The sequence below is a fragment of the Streptococcus sp. KHUD_015 genome (assembly GCF_051106265.1).
Lineage (GTDB): Bacteria > Bacillota > Bacilli > Lactobacillales > Streptococcaceae > Streptococcus.
In genome coordinates this window covers 185,624-200,271 of the sequence record NZ_CP193665.1, presented here as the reverse complement: position 1 = coordinate 200,271, position 14,648 = coordinate 185,624, and the positions used below count along the sequence as shown (strand labels likewise).

Here is a 14,648-nt window from a genome sequence, read left to right as displayed (position 1 = left end):
ACTATGAGTGAGATCAAAATTATTAACGCCAAAAAAATCTACCACGATGTCCCTGTTATTGAGAATTTGAACATTACAATTCCAAAAGGAAGTCTCTTTACCCTTCTTGGGCCTTCAGGTTGTGGGAAAACGACTCTTCTTCGTATGATTGCAGGTTTCAACAGTATCGAAGGCGGAGAATTTTACTTCGATGATACAAAAATCAATAATATGGAACCCAGCAAACGCAATATCGGGATGGTTTTTCAAAACTACGCTATTTTCCCACATTTGACTGTTCGAGATAATGTTGCTTTTGGTCTCAAGCAAAAGAAAGTTCCAAAAGAAGAATTGGTCCAACAGACCAACAAGTATCTTGAACTCATGCAAATTGCTCAATATGCGGATCGAAAGCCCGATAAACTCAGTGGGGGACAACAACAACGTGTCGCCTTGGCACGTGCCTTAGCTGTTAATCCAAGTGTTCTCCTCATGGACGAGCCGCTCAGTAACCTAGATGCCAAACTTCGCTTGGATATGCGTCAAGCCATTCGAGAAATCCAACACGAAGTGGGAATTACAACTGTTTATGTGACCCACGACCAAGAAGAAGCTATGGCTATTTCAGACCAAATTGCTGTTATGAAAGATGGGGTGATTCAACAAATCGGTCGGCCAAAAGAACTCTATCATAAACCAGCTAATGAGTTTGTAGCAACCTTTATCGGACGCACAAATATTATCCCTGCCACTCTTGAAAAACGGAGCGACGGCGCTTATATCGTCTTTTCAGATGGCTATGCCCTTCGAATGCCAGCCCTTGATCAGGCTGAAGCACAAGCTATTCATGTAAGCATCCGTCCTGAAGAGTTTATCAAAGATGAATCTGGAGATATTGAAGGAACTATTAGCGATAGCGTCTATCTTGGACTAAATACTGAATATTTCATCGAGACAGGCTTTGCCTCAAAAATTCAAGTTAGCGAAGAATCAACTTTTGAAGAAGATCTACAAAAAGGCGATCGTATTCGTCTACGAATCAATACTCAAAAATTAAACGTCTTTTCTGCAGATGGTTCCCAAAACCTGATAAAAGGAGTCAACCATGGAACGTAAAAAACTAAATATTTGGACAGTCTCCTCTTTCTTCATCTTTCTTACCTATCTTGTCTTTCTGGTTTATCCTATCGTTACCGTGCTCAAGCAAGCACTCATACATGAGGGACAATTTTCACTAGCTAATTTTGTCACTTTCTTTAGTAAAGCCTACTACTCTGAGACACTCGTCAACAGTTTCAAGGTTTCCATTACCGCTACTGTCACTTCCTTAGTCGTAGGAACCTTATTAGCTTATCTCTTTTCTATGTATGACTTCAAGGGAAAGAAATTTCTACAAATATTGATTATCATTGCTTCCATGTCAGCTCCGTTCGTGGGAGCCTACTCCTGGATTCTCTTGCTGGGACGAAATGGGGTCATTACTAAATTCCTGACAAATGCCCTTCATCTTCCAGCTATCGATATTTATGGATTCAAAGGAATTGTACTTGTCTTTACACTGCAACTATTCCCACTGGTATTTCTATACGTTGCTGGGACAATGAAAAGTATTGACAATTCTCTACTTGAAGCCGCTGAAAGCATGGGGTCCTTCGGATTTAAGCGTATCGTAACGGTTGTTTTGCCTCTCCTAGTTCCAACCTTACTAGCAGCTGCCCTACTTGTATTTATGAGAGCATTCTCAGACTTTGGAACGCCTATGTTGATTGGTGAAGGATATCGGACTTTCCCTGTCCTGATTTATACCCAATTCATTAGCGAGGTTGGAGGAAATTCTGCTTTTGCATCTGCTTTAGCAATTATGGCGATTATCATTGCCTTGGCAATCTTCCTTATCCAAAAATACATTTCAAACCGCTACAGTTTCAGCATGAATTCGCTCCATCCAATTGAGCCTAAAAAAACTACAAAAGGAAAAATGGTTGCCATTTATGCAACAGTCTACGGAATTATCTTGTTCTCTGTTCTACCTCAAGTCTACTTGATTTATACTTCTTTCCTAAAAACATCAGGTATGGTATTTGTCAAAGGTTATTCTCTAAACAGTTACAAGGTAGCTTTCAATCGTATGGGATCTGCTATTTTCAATACCATTCGTATCCCTTTGATTGCCTTAGTTCTAGTTGTCCTATTCGCAACATTTATCTCCTACCTAGCCGTTAGAAAACGGAATTTGTTTACAAACTTAATTGACAGCCTCAGTATGGTCCCTTATATTGTACCAGGAACCGTTCTAGGGATTGCCTTCATTTCTTCCTTCAATACTGGTCTATTCGGAAGTGGATTTCTTATGATTACAGGGACAGCTTTCATCTTGATTATGTCTCTATCTGTCAGAAGATTACCGTATACTATTCGCTCATCTGTTGCTAGTTTGCAACAAATAGCACCAAGTATTGAAGAAGCCGCTGAAAGCTTAGGAAGTAGTCGTCTCAATACCTTTGCCAAGATTACAACTCCAATGATGCTATCTGGTATTATTTCTGGAGCCATCCTATCTTGGGTCACAATGATTTCAGAACTCTCTACTTCTATCCTCCTCTACAATGTCAAAACAAGAACAATGACTGTAGCCATTTATACAGAGGTTCTCAGAGGGAATTACGGTGTAGCCGCAGCCTTGTCAACTATCCTGACTGTTCTAACAGTAGGTTCCTTGCTCTTGTTTATGAAAATCTCTAAAAGCAACAGCATTACACTTTAGTTTCCCCCATCAAAAACAGCCGAAAGGATTACCCTCGGCTGTTTTTTCTTATCTTGATATTCCTATCAAATCCCTAGTTCATAGCAAGCAAGTCTAGACTAATTAAATAGAGGCTTCCTCCATTTTCTCCCGTCCTAGTTCTCGGTAACTACGATCGCCGACAACCTCAACGCTAAACTGACCGTCCTCATATTCAAGGATCGTCACGCTACCATTATCTAGACCATGCGGATGCATGCCATTAATCAGATACACAATGGTTCCAATGGTCATTCCGTGGCTCACGACTAGGGCATTGCCCCCACCTTGCGCTTCCATTTCTTTGGCAATCGCTTCAAAACCTTCCTTGATTCGGCCACTGAGTTTTTCCCATCCTTCAGCCCAACCAGCTGTATCGACCTCTACCAAACCCTCAGCCAGTTCAGCATAAGACAATTGATGAACATGGTCCACATTAAAGATACGAGGGATAATGCCCATGAAAAGATCGCCATCGTAGGCTCCGTCAAAGCTACCAAAACACCATTCTCTGATACGCTTGTCCATGCGATAAGGGATTTTTCCCTGCAAGCCAAGTTCATCAAGGATAATTCCCATTGTCTGAATAGTGCGACCAGAATCACTCGAATAAGCACGCTCAAACTGCAGACCAGATTCTCGCAAACCGATTCCTAATTCTTGAATCCCTCGCTCACCTTCAGCTGTTAAGGGAGTATCGCTCCAACCTTGCGCGCGACCAATCGTGTTAAACATGGTCTTGCCATGACGTACCAAATACAATCGTACTTTTACCATTTTCCGTCCTCCGTTTGCTTCTATTATATCATGGATGATAAAACAAAAGCCACCCATACAGGCGACTTTTGCAGGAGATTATTATGAAAAAGTTTAGGAGTTCTATTAAATAAAGATATTAGATGAAAATCAAATTCAAACTAAATCAGTGTTATCTGTTTCAAATAATATTAGGAGGTCTTTATTTAATGATTATAGTATACACATCCAACCTTAAATAGAACTTAAAATTTCTCTTATTTTTTTAATTTTTAAAACTATGAATTGGTGCTGGGATTTGTCCTCCACGAGAGATGAAATCGACAGACGAAGCCCTATTGACCTTCATAACAGGTGCAGTTCCTAATAGGCCACCAAACTCAATCATATCGCCTTCTTTTCCTTTTGGAATGATACGAACAGCTGTTGTTTTCATGTTAATGACACCAATTGCAGCCTCATCTGCAATCATGGCCGCAATGGTTTCAGCAGGAGTATCTTCTGGTATGGCAATCATATCCAAACCAACAGAACAGATAGCCGTCATGGCTTCTAGTTTTTCCAAATTAAGAGAGCCATTTTGCACTGCAGCAATCATTCCCTCATCCTCTGAAACAGGGATAAAGGCACCAGACAAACCACCAACTTGGTTGCAAGCCATAACTCCGCCCTTCTTAACTTGGTCGTTCAAGAGAGCCAAGGCAGCCGTCGTTCCATGCGTGCCAACTGTCTCTAGCCCCATTTCCTCAAGGACACGTGCCACAGAGTCTCCAACCGCAGGAGTTGGCGCCAAACTCAAGTCCACAATACCAAACTCCACACCCAGTCTCTCACTAGCCATCTGACCAACCAATTGACCGATACGAGTGATTTTAAATGCAGTTTTCTTGACCGTTTCGGCTACTACATCAAAGCTCTGTCCACGAACTTTTTCCAAGGCACGTTTCACCACACCAGGACCAGAAACTCCGACATTGATGATAACATCTGCTTCCCCAACACCATGAAAGGCACCCGCCATAAATGGATTGTCCTCAACAGCATTAGCGAATACAACCAACTTAGCTGCCCCCATATCAGATAGAGTTGCTGTTTCCTTGATAACTCGTCCCATATCTGCCACAGCCGTCATATTAATACCAGACTTGGTTGAACCGATATTGACTGAAGAGCAGACCTTGTCCGTTTCAGCCAAAGCGCGAGGAATAGAATTGATAAGAATCTCATCTCCCTTTTGATAACCCTTTTGTACCAAGGCTGAAAAACCACCAATAAAGTCCACACCAATCTCTTTCGCAGCCTTATCAAGTGCTTTTGCCAGAACCACATAGTCTGTCGCATCTGTCGCTGCTCCAATCAGAGAAATAGGAGTCACCGATACACGCTTATTAACGATAGGAATTCCCAACTCAGCTGCAATTTCGTCACCAACAGCCACTAAATTAGCTGCCTTGGTCGTAATCTTTTGATAAATTTTCTCCGCAGCACGATTGATATCTGGATCGATACAGTCCAAAAGGGAAATTCCCATGGTAATGGTTCTAATATCGAAGTTTTGCTCCTCAATCATGGCAATGGTTTCAGTAACTTGTCTAATATCCATAATAACCTCCTAGATATTATACATAGCTTCAAAAATCGCTGCACTCTGAATATTAATTTTCACATTCAAAGTTTGCCCAAAAGCTTCAAATTCATTACGAAGATAGGTAAAATCTTGCTTTTCATCGCTAGAGACGACAGCCATCATCGTGAAATATTCATCCAAGACAGTTTGAGAGATATCGTCAATATTCAAACCCAATTCTGCAATTTTACCAGAAACACCTGCAACAATTCCAGATTTATCTTTACCAACAACAGTTATAATCGCTTTCATAAGCAAACTCCAATTCTTATTTTAATAGGAAACCTGAACATTCAGCAGATTTCTTCTTAAATAGTATAGCATAATTCCAACTTAAATACTCAAAAACGCCTGCTTACGAAGTTGTTCTTAAGCAAAAAACAATTTCGTAAACAAGCGTCTACTATCCCAACTTATGATGAGTGTTCCCGCTAGGACCGAGGTCCTAGCGGTAGACCAGAGCTAGACTAAGAGCACAAGACTCCATCATCATAACACTCAACAAAATTGATGATTTTATACTAATTCGATGATCGCCATTGGCGCTGCATCACCACGACGTGGTTCAGTTTTAAGGATACGAGTGTATCCACCGTTACGTTCAGCATAACGAGGTGCGATTTCTGAGAACAATTTTTGAAGTGCTGTAGTAGAAGTGTACTTATCAGTTGCTTCATCATAGTTTTCAGATGCGATTTCATTACGTACGAAAGCAGCTGCTTGACGACGTGCATGCAAATCACCACGTTTACCTAGAGTAATCATTTTTTCAACAGTTTTACGGATTTCTTTAGCACGAGCTTCAGTTGTCACGATTGATTCGTTGATCAAAAGGTCAGTTGTCAAATCGCGAAGCATTGCTTTACGTTGTGAGCTAGTGCGTCCTAGTTTACGGTAAGCCATGTATTCCTCCTTTATTTATCTTTTAATCCAAGACCCAAATCAATGAGTTTGAGTTTAACTTCTTCCAAACTCTTGCGTCCAAGATTTCGTACTTTCATCATCTCTGCTTCAGATTTTTCTGTCAAATCATGCACAGTATTGATACCGGCACGTTTCAAACAGTTGTATGAACGCACAGACAAGTCCAGTTCCTCAATCGTACGATCCAAAATACGGTCGTCAGATTCAGTATCAGCTTCTTTCATCACTTCAGTTGACTTAGCAATCTCAGTAAGATTTGTAAACAAATCAAGATGTTCTGTCAAAATACGTGCTGAAAGCCCTAAAGCATCTTCTGGAATAATTGTTCCATTTGTCAAGATTTCAAGGGTTAGTTTGTCAAATCCATCATTGCTACCTACACGAGCAGGTTCAACTTGATAGTTGACTTTGGTAACTGGTGTATAAATAGAATCTACAGCAAGTGTCCCAACTGGTGCATTATCCTTTTTATTTTCATCTGCAGGTACATATCCACGACCACTGTTAACAGTCATAGTCGCTTTTAGAGAAGAACCTTCACCGATTGTAAAGAGATAATGATCTGGATTTACAATTTCAATATCGCTATCTGTCAAAATGTCACCAGCTGTTACTTCAGCAGGACCTTCAACATCCAGTTCGATGATTTTTTCGTCTTCAACGTACGATTTCACTGCAATTCCTTTAATGTTCAGAATGATTTGCATCACGTCTTCACGAACACCTGGAACTGTGTCAAACTCATGTAACACACCATCAATGTTAATAGATGTCACAGCTGCTCCTGGTAGAGAAGCTAGAAGTACACGACGAAGAGAGTTACCAAGAGTTGTACCGTAGCCACGTTCAAGTGGTTCGATTACAAACTTGCCATAATCTTTATTTTCATCAATTTTTGTTATATTTGGTTTTTCAAACTCGATCATTTAGTTACTCCCTCTTAAACGAAAAGCAGTGTAATGCGATGATTATACACGGCGACGTTTTGGAGGACGAGCACCATTGTGTGGCACTGGAGTCACATCACGAATTGCTGTTACTTCAAGACCAGCGGCAGCAAGCGCACGAATAGCTGACTCACGACCAGAACCTGGACCTTTTACAGTAACTTCAACTGATTTAAGACCGTGTTCTTGTGCAGATTTAGCAGCAGCTTCAGAAGCCATTTGAGCAGCGAATGGTGTAGATTTACGAGAACCTTTGAAACCAAGAGCACCAGCTGATGACCAAGCAATTGCATTACCATGCACATCAGTAATCATAACAATAGTGTTATTAAATGTAGCGTGAATATGAGCAATACCAGATTCGATATTCTTTTTCACACGACGTTTACGTGTTGGTTTAGCCAAGACTTTTACCTCCTATATTATTTTTTCTTACCAGCGATCGCAACAGCTTTACCTTTACGAGTGCGAGCGTTGTTTTTAGTGTTTTGTCCACGGACAGGAAGTCCACGACGGTGACGGATACCACGGTATGAACCGATTTCCATCAAACGTTTGATGTTCAAGTTTACTTCACGACGAAGGTCACCTTCAACTTTGATTGCATCCACTTCACGACGGATAGCATCTTCTTGATCTGATGTAAGATCACGTACACGAACATCTTCTGAGATTCCAGCAGCAGCCAAAATTTTCTTAGATGTTGCAAGTCCGATACCATAAACATAAGTCAATGAGATTACTACGCGTTTGTCATTTGGAATGTCAACTCCAGCAATACGAGCCATGTTTTCTCCTTTCTATCTTATCCTTGACGTTGTTTGTGTTTTGGATTTGCTGGGCAAATTACCATAACACGACCATTACGACGAATAACTTTACAGTATTCGCAAATTGGTTTGACCGATGGTCTTACTTTCATTTCTTATCCCTCCAAGTTTTTCGATTATTTAAAGCGGTAAGTGATACGTCCACGTGTCAAGTCATATGGACTCATTTCGACAGTAACACGATCTCCCGCTAAAATACGAATATAGTTTTTACGAATTTTACCAGAAACTGTTGCTAAAATCTGATGTCCATTTTCAAGTTCAACCGTAAACATTGCATTCGGCATTGTATCAACTACTTTGCCTTCAACTTCAATCACATCGTCTTTTGCCACGCAAAAGCACCTCCATAAATTTCGATTCGATGCCTCTAGACACAGAGACAACAATTATAAGTCAGACTATCTCAGTATAACATTTGTAGCTGATTTTTGCAAGTGTGAAAAGCGCTTTATTTCAAATTTGTCAATACTTTTTCGATATCTGAGAAGACATCATTGATATCTTGATTACCTTCGATGTCATGAACCAAACCTTTGGCACGGTAGTGAGCAATGATTGGTTCCCCTTGAGCAATATTCACATCCAAACGACGTTTTACTGTCTCAGGCTTATCATCTTCACGTTGGTAGTAATCTTCTTCTTTATAGTCAACTGGTGGGTTAAAGACCTTGTGGAAAGTTTCTCCAGTTACGCGATGGATGATACGACCACTCAAACGTTCCAAGAGACTGTCAGGATTCACTTCAATATTGATAACACCTTCTAGTTCAATGCCAAGTTCAGCCAATGTTTTGTCCAAAGCATGAGCTTGTTCAATTGTACGTGGGTAACCATCCAACAAGAATCCTGTTTCTTTAATATCATCTTGTGAAAGACGTTCTTTTACGATTCCATTTGTAACTTCGTCAGGAACCAATTCACCCTTGTCAATGTATGACTTAGCAAGAACACCCATTTCAGTTTGATTTGCCATAGCAGCGCGGAACATATCACCTGTTGAGATATGTGCAACATGGAATTGTTCTACGATTTTTGCTGCTTGAGTTCCCTTACCTGCACCAGGTAAGCCCATAATCAAAAGATTCATGATTTGATCTCCTTATTTTATTTTTAAATAGAAGCAAAAAGTCTTTTCACCCCTATTTAAAAACAAAATAGAAGAGGGGAGACCAAACTCTCACTAATGTTAGAGTCAAACCTCCACTCCCTCAGCATTTACTGATTCCGTAAATGCTTTTATTCTGTTCTATCCATGAAACCAACATACTTACGTTTCAATAAGTATCCTTCCAATTGTTTGATTCCTTCAATACCTGTAGAGATAATGATCAAAAGACTGGTTCCTCCAAAAGCAACTGCTTCTGAAAGCCCGAAAACATCTTTTGCTACAATCGGTAAAATAGAAATCACACCAAGGAAGAGGGAACCAACAGTTGCAAGACGACGAAGAAGTTTAGACATATATTCTTCTGTACCTTTACCAGGACGAACTCCGTGGATATAGGCACCACTCTTTTGTAGGTTCTCTGCCGCTTTTTCAGGATTAATCTGTACAAACGTATAGAAGAATGTAAAGAGAATGATCAATAAAGCATACATGGCGATACCAGTTGGTGAAGTTGTTGCCAGCATTTCTTGTGCTGTTCTTACCCAAGCCCAATCATGACCTGTAGCGCTTAAAAACTGTAGAATAGCTGCTGGCGCCGCAGTAATCGAACTTGCGAAGATAACAGGGATAACTCCAGCAGGGTTGACCTTCAAAGGAAGGTAAGAGCTAGATGGAGCACCTTGTGCAACCTTAGTATATTGGATTGGAATTTTGTATTCTGCTTGTTGAACATAAGTTGTAAAGTAAATGATCAACAATACAGTAATAATCAAAATGATTACAAAAATAATAGATGAGTTGATACGGTCACTTGGGACGTTCACAAAGTAGTCCACATAGATGCCCTGAATCATCTCTGGGATTGAGGAAACAATCCCGGCAAAGATAATCATAGAAACACCATTTCCGTATCCCTTATCTGTAATTTGCTCTCCCAACCAAGTAACAATCATGCTACCAGCTGTTAAGATGATACCAATCATGATAAAGACTTGTGGAGTAAGAGCTGTTTTCAACAATTGAGCTCCAGCCAAAGTATTAAAACCAGCTGTAATCCCGATAGATTGCACAAAAGCTAAAACAAGAGCAATATAACGAGTAGCTTGATTCAATTTTCTTCGACCTACTTCCCCTTGTTTACCCCACTCTACAAATTTGGGTAAAATATCCATTTGCAAGAGTTGTACAACGATAGAGGCCGTAATGTAGGGACTGACACCAAGAGCAAAAACTGAAAAGTTTTTCATGGCATTCCCTGACACCAAGCTCAACATGTTTAAGAAGGATAATCCACTTAAAGCATTCAAGCTATTGGCATTCACACCGGGAACTGTAATGCTAGTTCCGATACGAAAGACCAAAACAATAAAAATTGTAAATAAAATTTTTGATCGAACCTGCTTGACTTTAAGAGCTTCTCTTAATAATTTAAAAAACATAGGTCACCTCTCTTAGATGACTTCTACTGAACCACCTTTAGCAGTGATAGCTTCTTCAGCTGATTTAGAGAATTTAGCTGCTTTCACAGTCAATTTCTTAGTCAACTCACCGTTACCAAGAATTTTAATACCTGATTTTTCAGCTTTAACAATTCCTGCTTCGATAAGAACAACTGGAGTAACTTCAGCACCATCTTCAAAGACGTTCAATTGGTCAAGGTTCACAATTGCGTATTCTTTAGCGTTGATGTTAGTGAATCCACGTTTTGGAAGACGACGGAACAATGGAGTTTGTCCACCTTCAAAACCAAGGCGAACTCCGCCACCGCTACGAGCTTTTTGACCTTTTTGACCACGACCAGATGTTTTACCGTTACCTGATGAAGTACCACGACCAACGCGGTTACGTACTTTACGAGAACCTTCTGCAGGTTTCAATTCATGAAGTTTCATTTTTATTTTCTCCTCTTTTGTAAAATGCTAGCGCCGATAAGGGAGAAAAGGTTGTCTCCCCCATCAACTCGCCTATACGACGTCATCATAGATGACTATATCTAGTTTTAGGGGATGGTATAGTGCACATCCCCTAAAAATTCATTAGTTTACTTCTTCAACTGTTACCAAGTGAGATACTGCTGTGATCATACCACGGATAGCAGCGTTATCTTCTTTAATAACAGAGCTGTTCAATTTGCCAAGTCCAAGTGCTACAACAGTTTTACGTTGTGATGGAATGCGTCCGATTGGAGACTTAGTCAAAGTAATTTTAATTTGAGCCATTTTATCCCCTTTCTTATGCCAAATCAGAAACTGAAATACCACGAAGGGCAGCAACTTCTTCAGCGCGTTTCAATTGTTTCAAACCTTCAACAGTTGCACGAACAATGTTGATTGGAGTGTTAGAACCAAGTGATTTAGATGTAATATCTGCCACACCTGCCAATTCCACAACGGCACGAACTGCACCACCAGCGGCAACTCCAGAACCTTCTACAGCAGGTTTCAACAATACTTTAGCTCCACCGAATTCTGAAAGAACTTCGTGTGGGATTGTTGTTCCAACCATAGGAACTTCGATCAAGTTTTTCTTAGCATCATCTACTGCTTTACGGATTGCTTCTGGAACTTCTTGAGCTTTACCAGTACCAAATCCTACGCGACCGTTGTGGTCACCAACAACAACAAGAGCTGCGAAACGAAGACGACGTCCACCTTTAACAACTTTTGTAACACGGTTGACAGCAACTACGCGTTCTTCTAATTCAACTGCATTGTCTTTAAATGCCATTTTCTAGTGTCCTCCTATTAGAATTTCAATCCGTTTTCACGAGCTGCATCAGCCAAAGCTTTCACACGTCCGTGATATAGATATCCACCGCGGTCGAACACCACTTCTGAAATACCTTTAGCGTTTGCACGTTCTGCAACGAGTTTACCGACAGCAACGGCTTGTTCAGTTTTAGTTCCTTTTGAAACTTCTTTGTCAAGAGTTGAAGCACTTGCGAGCGTTACACCCGCTACGTCATCAATCACTTGAGCGTAGATGCCTGTATTAGAACGGAATACGTTCAAACGTGGGCGATCAGCAGTTCCAGAGAGTTTTCCGCGAACGCGACGGTGGCGTTTTTGGCGGAGTTTGTTTTTATCTGGTTTTGAAATCACAGTTTTCACCTCTTTAGTTTTAAATCGTGTGCTATGCACAAAGTTGGAAAATAGGTTGGTGGTTGAGAATCAACCACTCAACATTATTTACCTGTTTTACCTTCTTTACGGCGAACGAATTCACCAACGTAACGGATACCTTTACCTTTATATGGTTCTGGTGAACGAAGGCTACGTACGTAAGCAGCTGTTTGACCAACTACTTCTTTTGAAATTCCGCTAACAATGATTGTTGTTGGGTTTGGAAGTTCAAAAGTAATTCCTTCTGGAGCTTCAACTTCGTCTGGATGAGATTTACCAACAGCCAAAACAAGTTTAGATCCTTGAAGTTGTGCACGGTAACCAACCCCGCGCATTTCAAGTTCTTTCTTGAATCCTTCTGATACACCAACAACCATGTTGTTCAAAAGAGCACGAGTAGTTCCGTGGATAGTTTTCATTTCTTTTGAATCGTTTGGACGGTGAAGAGTTACTTCAGTACCTTCCACACGGATTTCAATATCTTTTGAGAACTCACGAGTAAGTTCTCCTTTAGGTCCTTTTACAGTTACAACGTTGTCATTGTTAGTGAGTTCAACACCAGCAGGCAACACGATAACTTTATTACCAATACGTGACATGTTTATTTTCTCCTGTTAAATTGTCAGGCCAGAACGGCCAGTTTTCACGGGGTTCAATCGATTTCTCGATTTAAAGGAACATTTAGGTTTCAATTTCAAAGTGAATCTAGGCATCGTCTCGCAGGCTTAACTTTGGGTTAGGCAAGAGAAGATAACGAAGAGTCACAAAGAAATTGGGAGCTAAATATTACCAAACGTAAGCGATAACTTCCCCACCAACATTCTTTTGGCGTGCTTCTTTATCAGTAAGCAAACCTTCCGAAGTTGAAAGGATAGCAATTCCAAGTCCGTTAAGAACTTTTGGAAGGTCTTCACGTTTTTTGTAGACACGAAGTCCTGGTTTAGAAACACGTTTCAAGTTAGTGATAACTTTTTCACCGTTTGGTCCGTATTTAAGGAATACACGGATGATGCCTTGTTTGTCATCTTCGATGATTTCAACGTTTTTTACAAAACCTTCGCGTTTAAGGATTTCAGCAATCCCTTTTTTGATATTTGATGCAGGTACTTCAAGTACTTCGTGTTTAGCTTGGTTAGCGTTACGAATACGAGTTAGGAAGTCTGCGATTGGGTCAGTCATAACCATTTTGTTTTTCTCCTCTTACTAGTAGTTTGCAAGTTGCACTTGCTAGTTAATACATGATACAAAAAGCGTAACAGCAAGAGCAAAAATAGGCAATTTGATGCAGGAGCGATGCTCCAAAGAAAATTGGCCTTTTTTGCCAAAGCTGTAGCTCGTGTTCAAATTGGAACCCCCAACTGAACCTGGGCTAAACTCTGTGTGAAAAAGATAAACTTTCCTAGAAACTTCAGTTTCTTCGCCAAGTTTCCTATTTTCACTTAGAGTTTTGACGCCCTTGATATCTTAAATTACCAAGATGCTTTTGTTACACCAGGGATTTGTCCTTTGTAAGCTAATTCACGGAAGCAAACACGGCAAAGTTTAAATTTGCGGTAAACTGAATGTGGACGACCACATTTTTCACAACGAGTATAAGCTTGAGTAGAGAACTTCGCTGGACGTTTGTTCTTAGCAATCATTGATTTTTTAGCCATTAGATTTACCTCCTATATTATTTTGCAAAAGGCATTCCAAGGCCTGTAAGCAATGCACGTGACTCTTCGTCAGTGTTAGCAGTTGTTACGATAACGATGTCAAGACCACGAGTTTTGTCAACGTCATCGAAGTTGATTTCTGGGAAGATCAATTGTTCTTTCACACCAAGTGTGTAGTTTCCGCGTCCATCAAATGATTTTGTTGGAACACCGTGGAAGTCACGTACACGTGGAAGTGAAACTGAAACCAATTTATCCAAGAATTCGTACATACGTTCACCACGAAGGGTAACTTTTGCACCGATCGCAACACCTTCACGAAGACGGAAGCCGGCGATTGATTTTTTAGCTTTAGTGATAAGTGGTTTTTGACCTGAGATAAGTGCCAATTCTTCCGCAGCTTTTTCAAGGCTTTTAGCGTTTGATACAGCTTCACCAACACCCATGTTCAAAACGATCTTATCTACTTTAGGCACAGCCATCACTGATGAGTAGTTGAATTGTTCTGTCAAAGCAGGAACTACTTCATTAAGATATTTTTCTTTTAAACGATTTGCCATTATACTTCTCCTTTCCTTCGTGATTAATCAAGCACTTCGCCTGATTTTTTGTTGTAGCGAACTTTTTTACCGTCTACAAATTTGTAACCAACACGACCAGCTACACCATTTTTGTCCAAAACTTGAACGTTTGATACGTGGATAGCTGCTTCTTTCTCGATGATACCACCTTGAGGAAGCTCGTTAGTTGGACGTTGGTGTTTCTTAACGATGTTAACACCTTCAACGATAACTTTGTTTACTTTTGGAAGGGCAGTAAGGACAACAGCTTCTGTTCCCTTATCTTTACCAGCGATTACGCGAACTTTGTCGCCTTTTTTTACAAACATTAGATTTCTCCTTGATTTTTCTTACG

The 14,648-nt window shown here is 40.4% G+C and carries 22 protein-coding genes; 2 read left to right on the top strand and 20 right to left on the bottom strand.

The features are described 5' to 3' along the window. Positions 1-3: 3 nt before the first annotated feature. Both ACORHU_RS01040 and ACORHU_RS01035 read left to right on the top strand, forming a co-directional pair. A complete protein-coding gene (locus ACORHU_RS01040; RefSeq protein ID WP_049521551.1) occupies positions 4-1,095 on the top strand; it encodes an ABC transporter ATP-binding protein in 1,092 nt (363 codons plus the stop codon). Beyond that, positions 1,085-2,743, top strand: a complete 1,659-nt coding sequence (locus ACORHU_RS01035) for an ABC transporter permease (RefSeq protein ID WP_023945084.1) — start codon at positions 1,085-1,087, stop codon at positions 2,741-2,743. The genes ACORHU_RS01040 and ACORHU_RS01035 overlap by 11 nt, the downstream gene beginning before the upstream one ends. A 102-nt stretch (positions 2,744-2,845) precedes the next feature. Here ACORHU_RS01035 and ACORHU_RS01030 read toward each other — a convergent pair whose 3' ends face one another. The 20 genes from ACORHU_RS01030 to rplX form a co-directional block, all read right to left on the bottom strand. Then, complete coding sequence (locus tag ACORHU_RS01030; protein ID WP_247939715.1) at positions 2,846-3,538, bottom strand: histidine phosphatase family protein; 693 nt, start codon at positions 3,536-3,538, stop codon at positions 2,846-2,848. Positions 3,539-3,782: 244 nt separating this feature from the next. Then, positions 3,783-5,120, bottom strand: a complete 1,338-nt coding sequence (locus tag ACORHU_RS01025) for a PFL family protein (protein ID WP_434364562.1) — start codon at positions 5,118-5,120, stop codon at positions 3,783-3,785. A gap of 9 nt (positions 5,121-5,129) precedes the next feature. Continuing rightward, positions 5,130-5,396 (bottom strand): ACT domain-containing protein, encoded by a 267-nt coding sequence (locus tag ACORHU_RS01020; RefSeq protein ID WP_000644124.1) that lies wholly within the window; start codon positions 5,394-5,396, stop codon positions 5,130-5,132. 264 nt (positions 5,397-5,660) lie between these two features. Then, the gene (gene rplQ / locus ACORHU_RS01015; RefSeq protein WP_000331493.1) at positions 5,661-6,047 is read right to left on the bottom strand and encodes a 50S ribosomal protein L17; all 387 of its coding nucleotides are present in this window, start codon (positions 6,045-6,047) and stop codon (positions 5,661-5,663) included. An 11-nt stretch (positions 6,048-6,058) separates the two neighbouring features. Next, positions 6,059-6,994 (bottom strand): DNA-directed RNA polymerase subunit alpha, encoded by a 936-nt coding sequence (locus ACORHU_RS01010; protein ID WP_000568988.1) that lies wholly within the window; start codon positions 6,992-6,994, stop codon positions 6,059-6,061. A 42-nt stretch (positions 6,995-7,036) separates the two neighbouring features. Beyond that, positions 7,037-7,420, bottom strand: a complete 384-nt coding sequence (gene rpsK, locus ACORHU_RS01005; RefSeq protein WP_001118385.1) for a 30S ribosomal protein S11 — start codon at positions 7,418-7,420, stop codon at positions 7,037-7,039. A gap of 17 nt (positions 7,421-7,437) precedes the next feature. Next, positions 7,438-7,803, bottom strand: a complete 366-nt coding sequence (gene rpsM, locus ACORHU_RS01000) for a 30S ribosomal protein S13 (RefSeq protein ID WP_000090781.1) — start codon at positions 7,801-7,803, stop codon at positions 7,438-7,440. A gap of 17 nt (positions 7,804-7,820) precedes the next feature. Next, positions 7,821-7,937, bottom strand: a complete 117-nt coding sequence (gene rpmJ / locus ACORHU_RS00995) for a 50S ribosomal protein L36 (RefSeq protein ID WP_001808836.1) — start codon at positions 7,935-7,937, stop codon at positions 7,821-7,823. A gap of 24 nt (positions 7,938-7,961) precedes the next feature. Next, complete coding sequence (gene infA, locus ACORHU_RS00990) at positions 7,962-8,180, bottom strand: translation initiation factor IF-1 (protein WP_001029883.1); 219 nt, start codon at positions 8,178-8,180, stop codon at positions 7,962-7,964. Between the two features lie 116 nt (positions 8,181-8,296). Next, positions 8,297-8,935, bottom strand: a complete 639-nt coding sequence (locus tag ACORHU_RS00985; RefSeq protein WP_001050436.1) for an adenylate kinase — start codon at positions 8,933-8,935, stop codon at positions 8,297-8,299. Between the two features lie 149 nt (positions 8,936-9,084). After that, complete coding sequence (gene secY / locus ACORHU_RS00980) at positions 9,085-10,395, bottom strand: preprotein translocase subunit SecY (protein WP_061088480.1); 1,311 nt, start codon at positions 10,393-10,395, stop codon at positions 9,085-9,087. A 12-nt stretch (positions 10,396-10,407) separates the two neighbouring features. After that, positions 10,408-10,848: a 50S ribosomal protein L15 gene (rplO, locus tag ACORHU_RS00975; RefSeq protein ID WP_000766087.1), complete on the bottom strand. Its 441-nt coding sequence runs from the start codon at positions 10,846-10,848 to the stop codon at positions 10,408-10,410. A 144-nt stretch (positions 10,849-10,992) separates the two neighbouring features. Then, on the bottom strand, positions 10,993-11,175 hold the full coding sequence (gene rpmD / locus ACORHU_RS00970; protein WP_000057241.1) for a 50S ribosomal protein L30: 183 nt from the start codon (positions 11,173-11,175) through the stop codon (positions 10,993-10,995). Positions 11,176-11,188: 13 nt separating this feature from the next. Next, complete coding sequence (rpsE, locus tag ACORHU_RS00965) at positions 11,189-11,683, bottom strand: 30S ribosomal protein S5 (protein WP_000874202.1); 495 nt, start codon at positions 11,681-11,683, stop codon at positions 11,189-11,191. Positions 11,684-11,700: 17 nt separating this feature from the next. Further along, entirely contained in the window at positions 11,701-12,057 is a 357-nt protein-coding gene (gene rplR / locus ACORHU_RS00960) for a 50S ribosomal protein L18 (protein WP_000624044.1), read from the bottom strand. An 83-nt stretch (positions 12,058-12,140) separates the two neighbouring features. Next, positions 12,141-12,677, bottom strand: coding sequence for a 50S ribosomal protein L6 (rplF, locus tag ACORHU_RS00955; protein WP_000086639.1), 537 nt, complete (start codon positions 12,675-12,677; stop codon positions 12,141-12,143). 187 nt (positions 12,678-12,864) lie between these two features. Beyond that, a complete protein-coding gene (gene rpsH, locus ACORHU_RS00950; RefSeq protein ID WP_000245504.1) occupies positions 12,865-13,263 on the bottom strand; it encodes a 30S ribosomal protein S8 in 399 nt (132 codons plus the stop codon). 284 nt (positions 13,264-13,547) lie between these two features. Next, positions 13,548-13,733, bottom strand: a complete 186-nt coding sequence (locus ACORHU_RS00945; RefSeq protein ID WP_001085697.1) for a type Z 30S ribosomal protein S14 — start codon at positions 13,731-13,733, stop codon at positions 13,548-13,550. A 17-nt stretch (positions 13,734-13,750) separates the two neighbouring features. Continuing rightward, complete coding sequence (gene rplE / locus ACORHU_RS00940; RefSeq protein WP_000013542.1) at positions 13,751-14,293, bottom strand: 50S ribosomal protein L5; 543 nt, start codon at positions 14,291-14,293, stop codon at positions 13,751-13,753. A 23-nt stretch (positions 14,294-14,316) separates the two neighbouring features. Next, a complete protein-coding gene (gene rplX, locus ACORHU_RS00935; protein ID WP_000497691.1) occupies positions 14,317-14,622 on the bottom strand; it encodes a 50S ribosomal protein L24 in 306 nt (101 codons plus the stop codon). Positions 14,623-14,648: the final 26 nt, after the last annotated feature.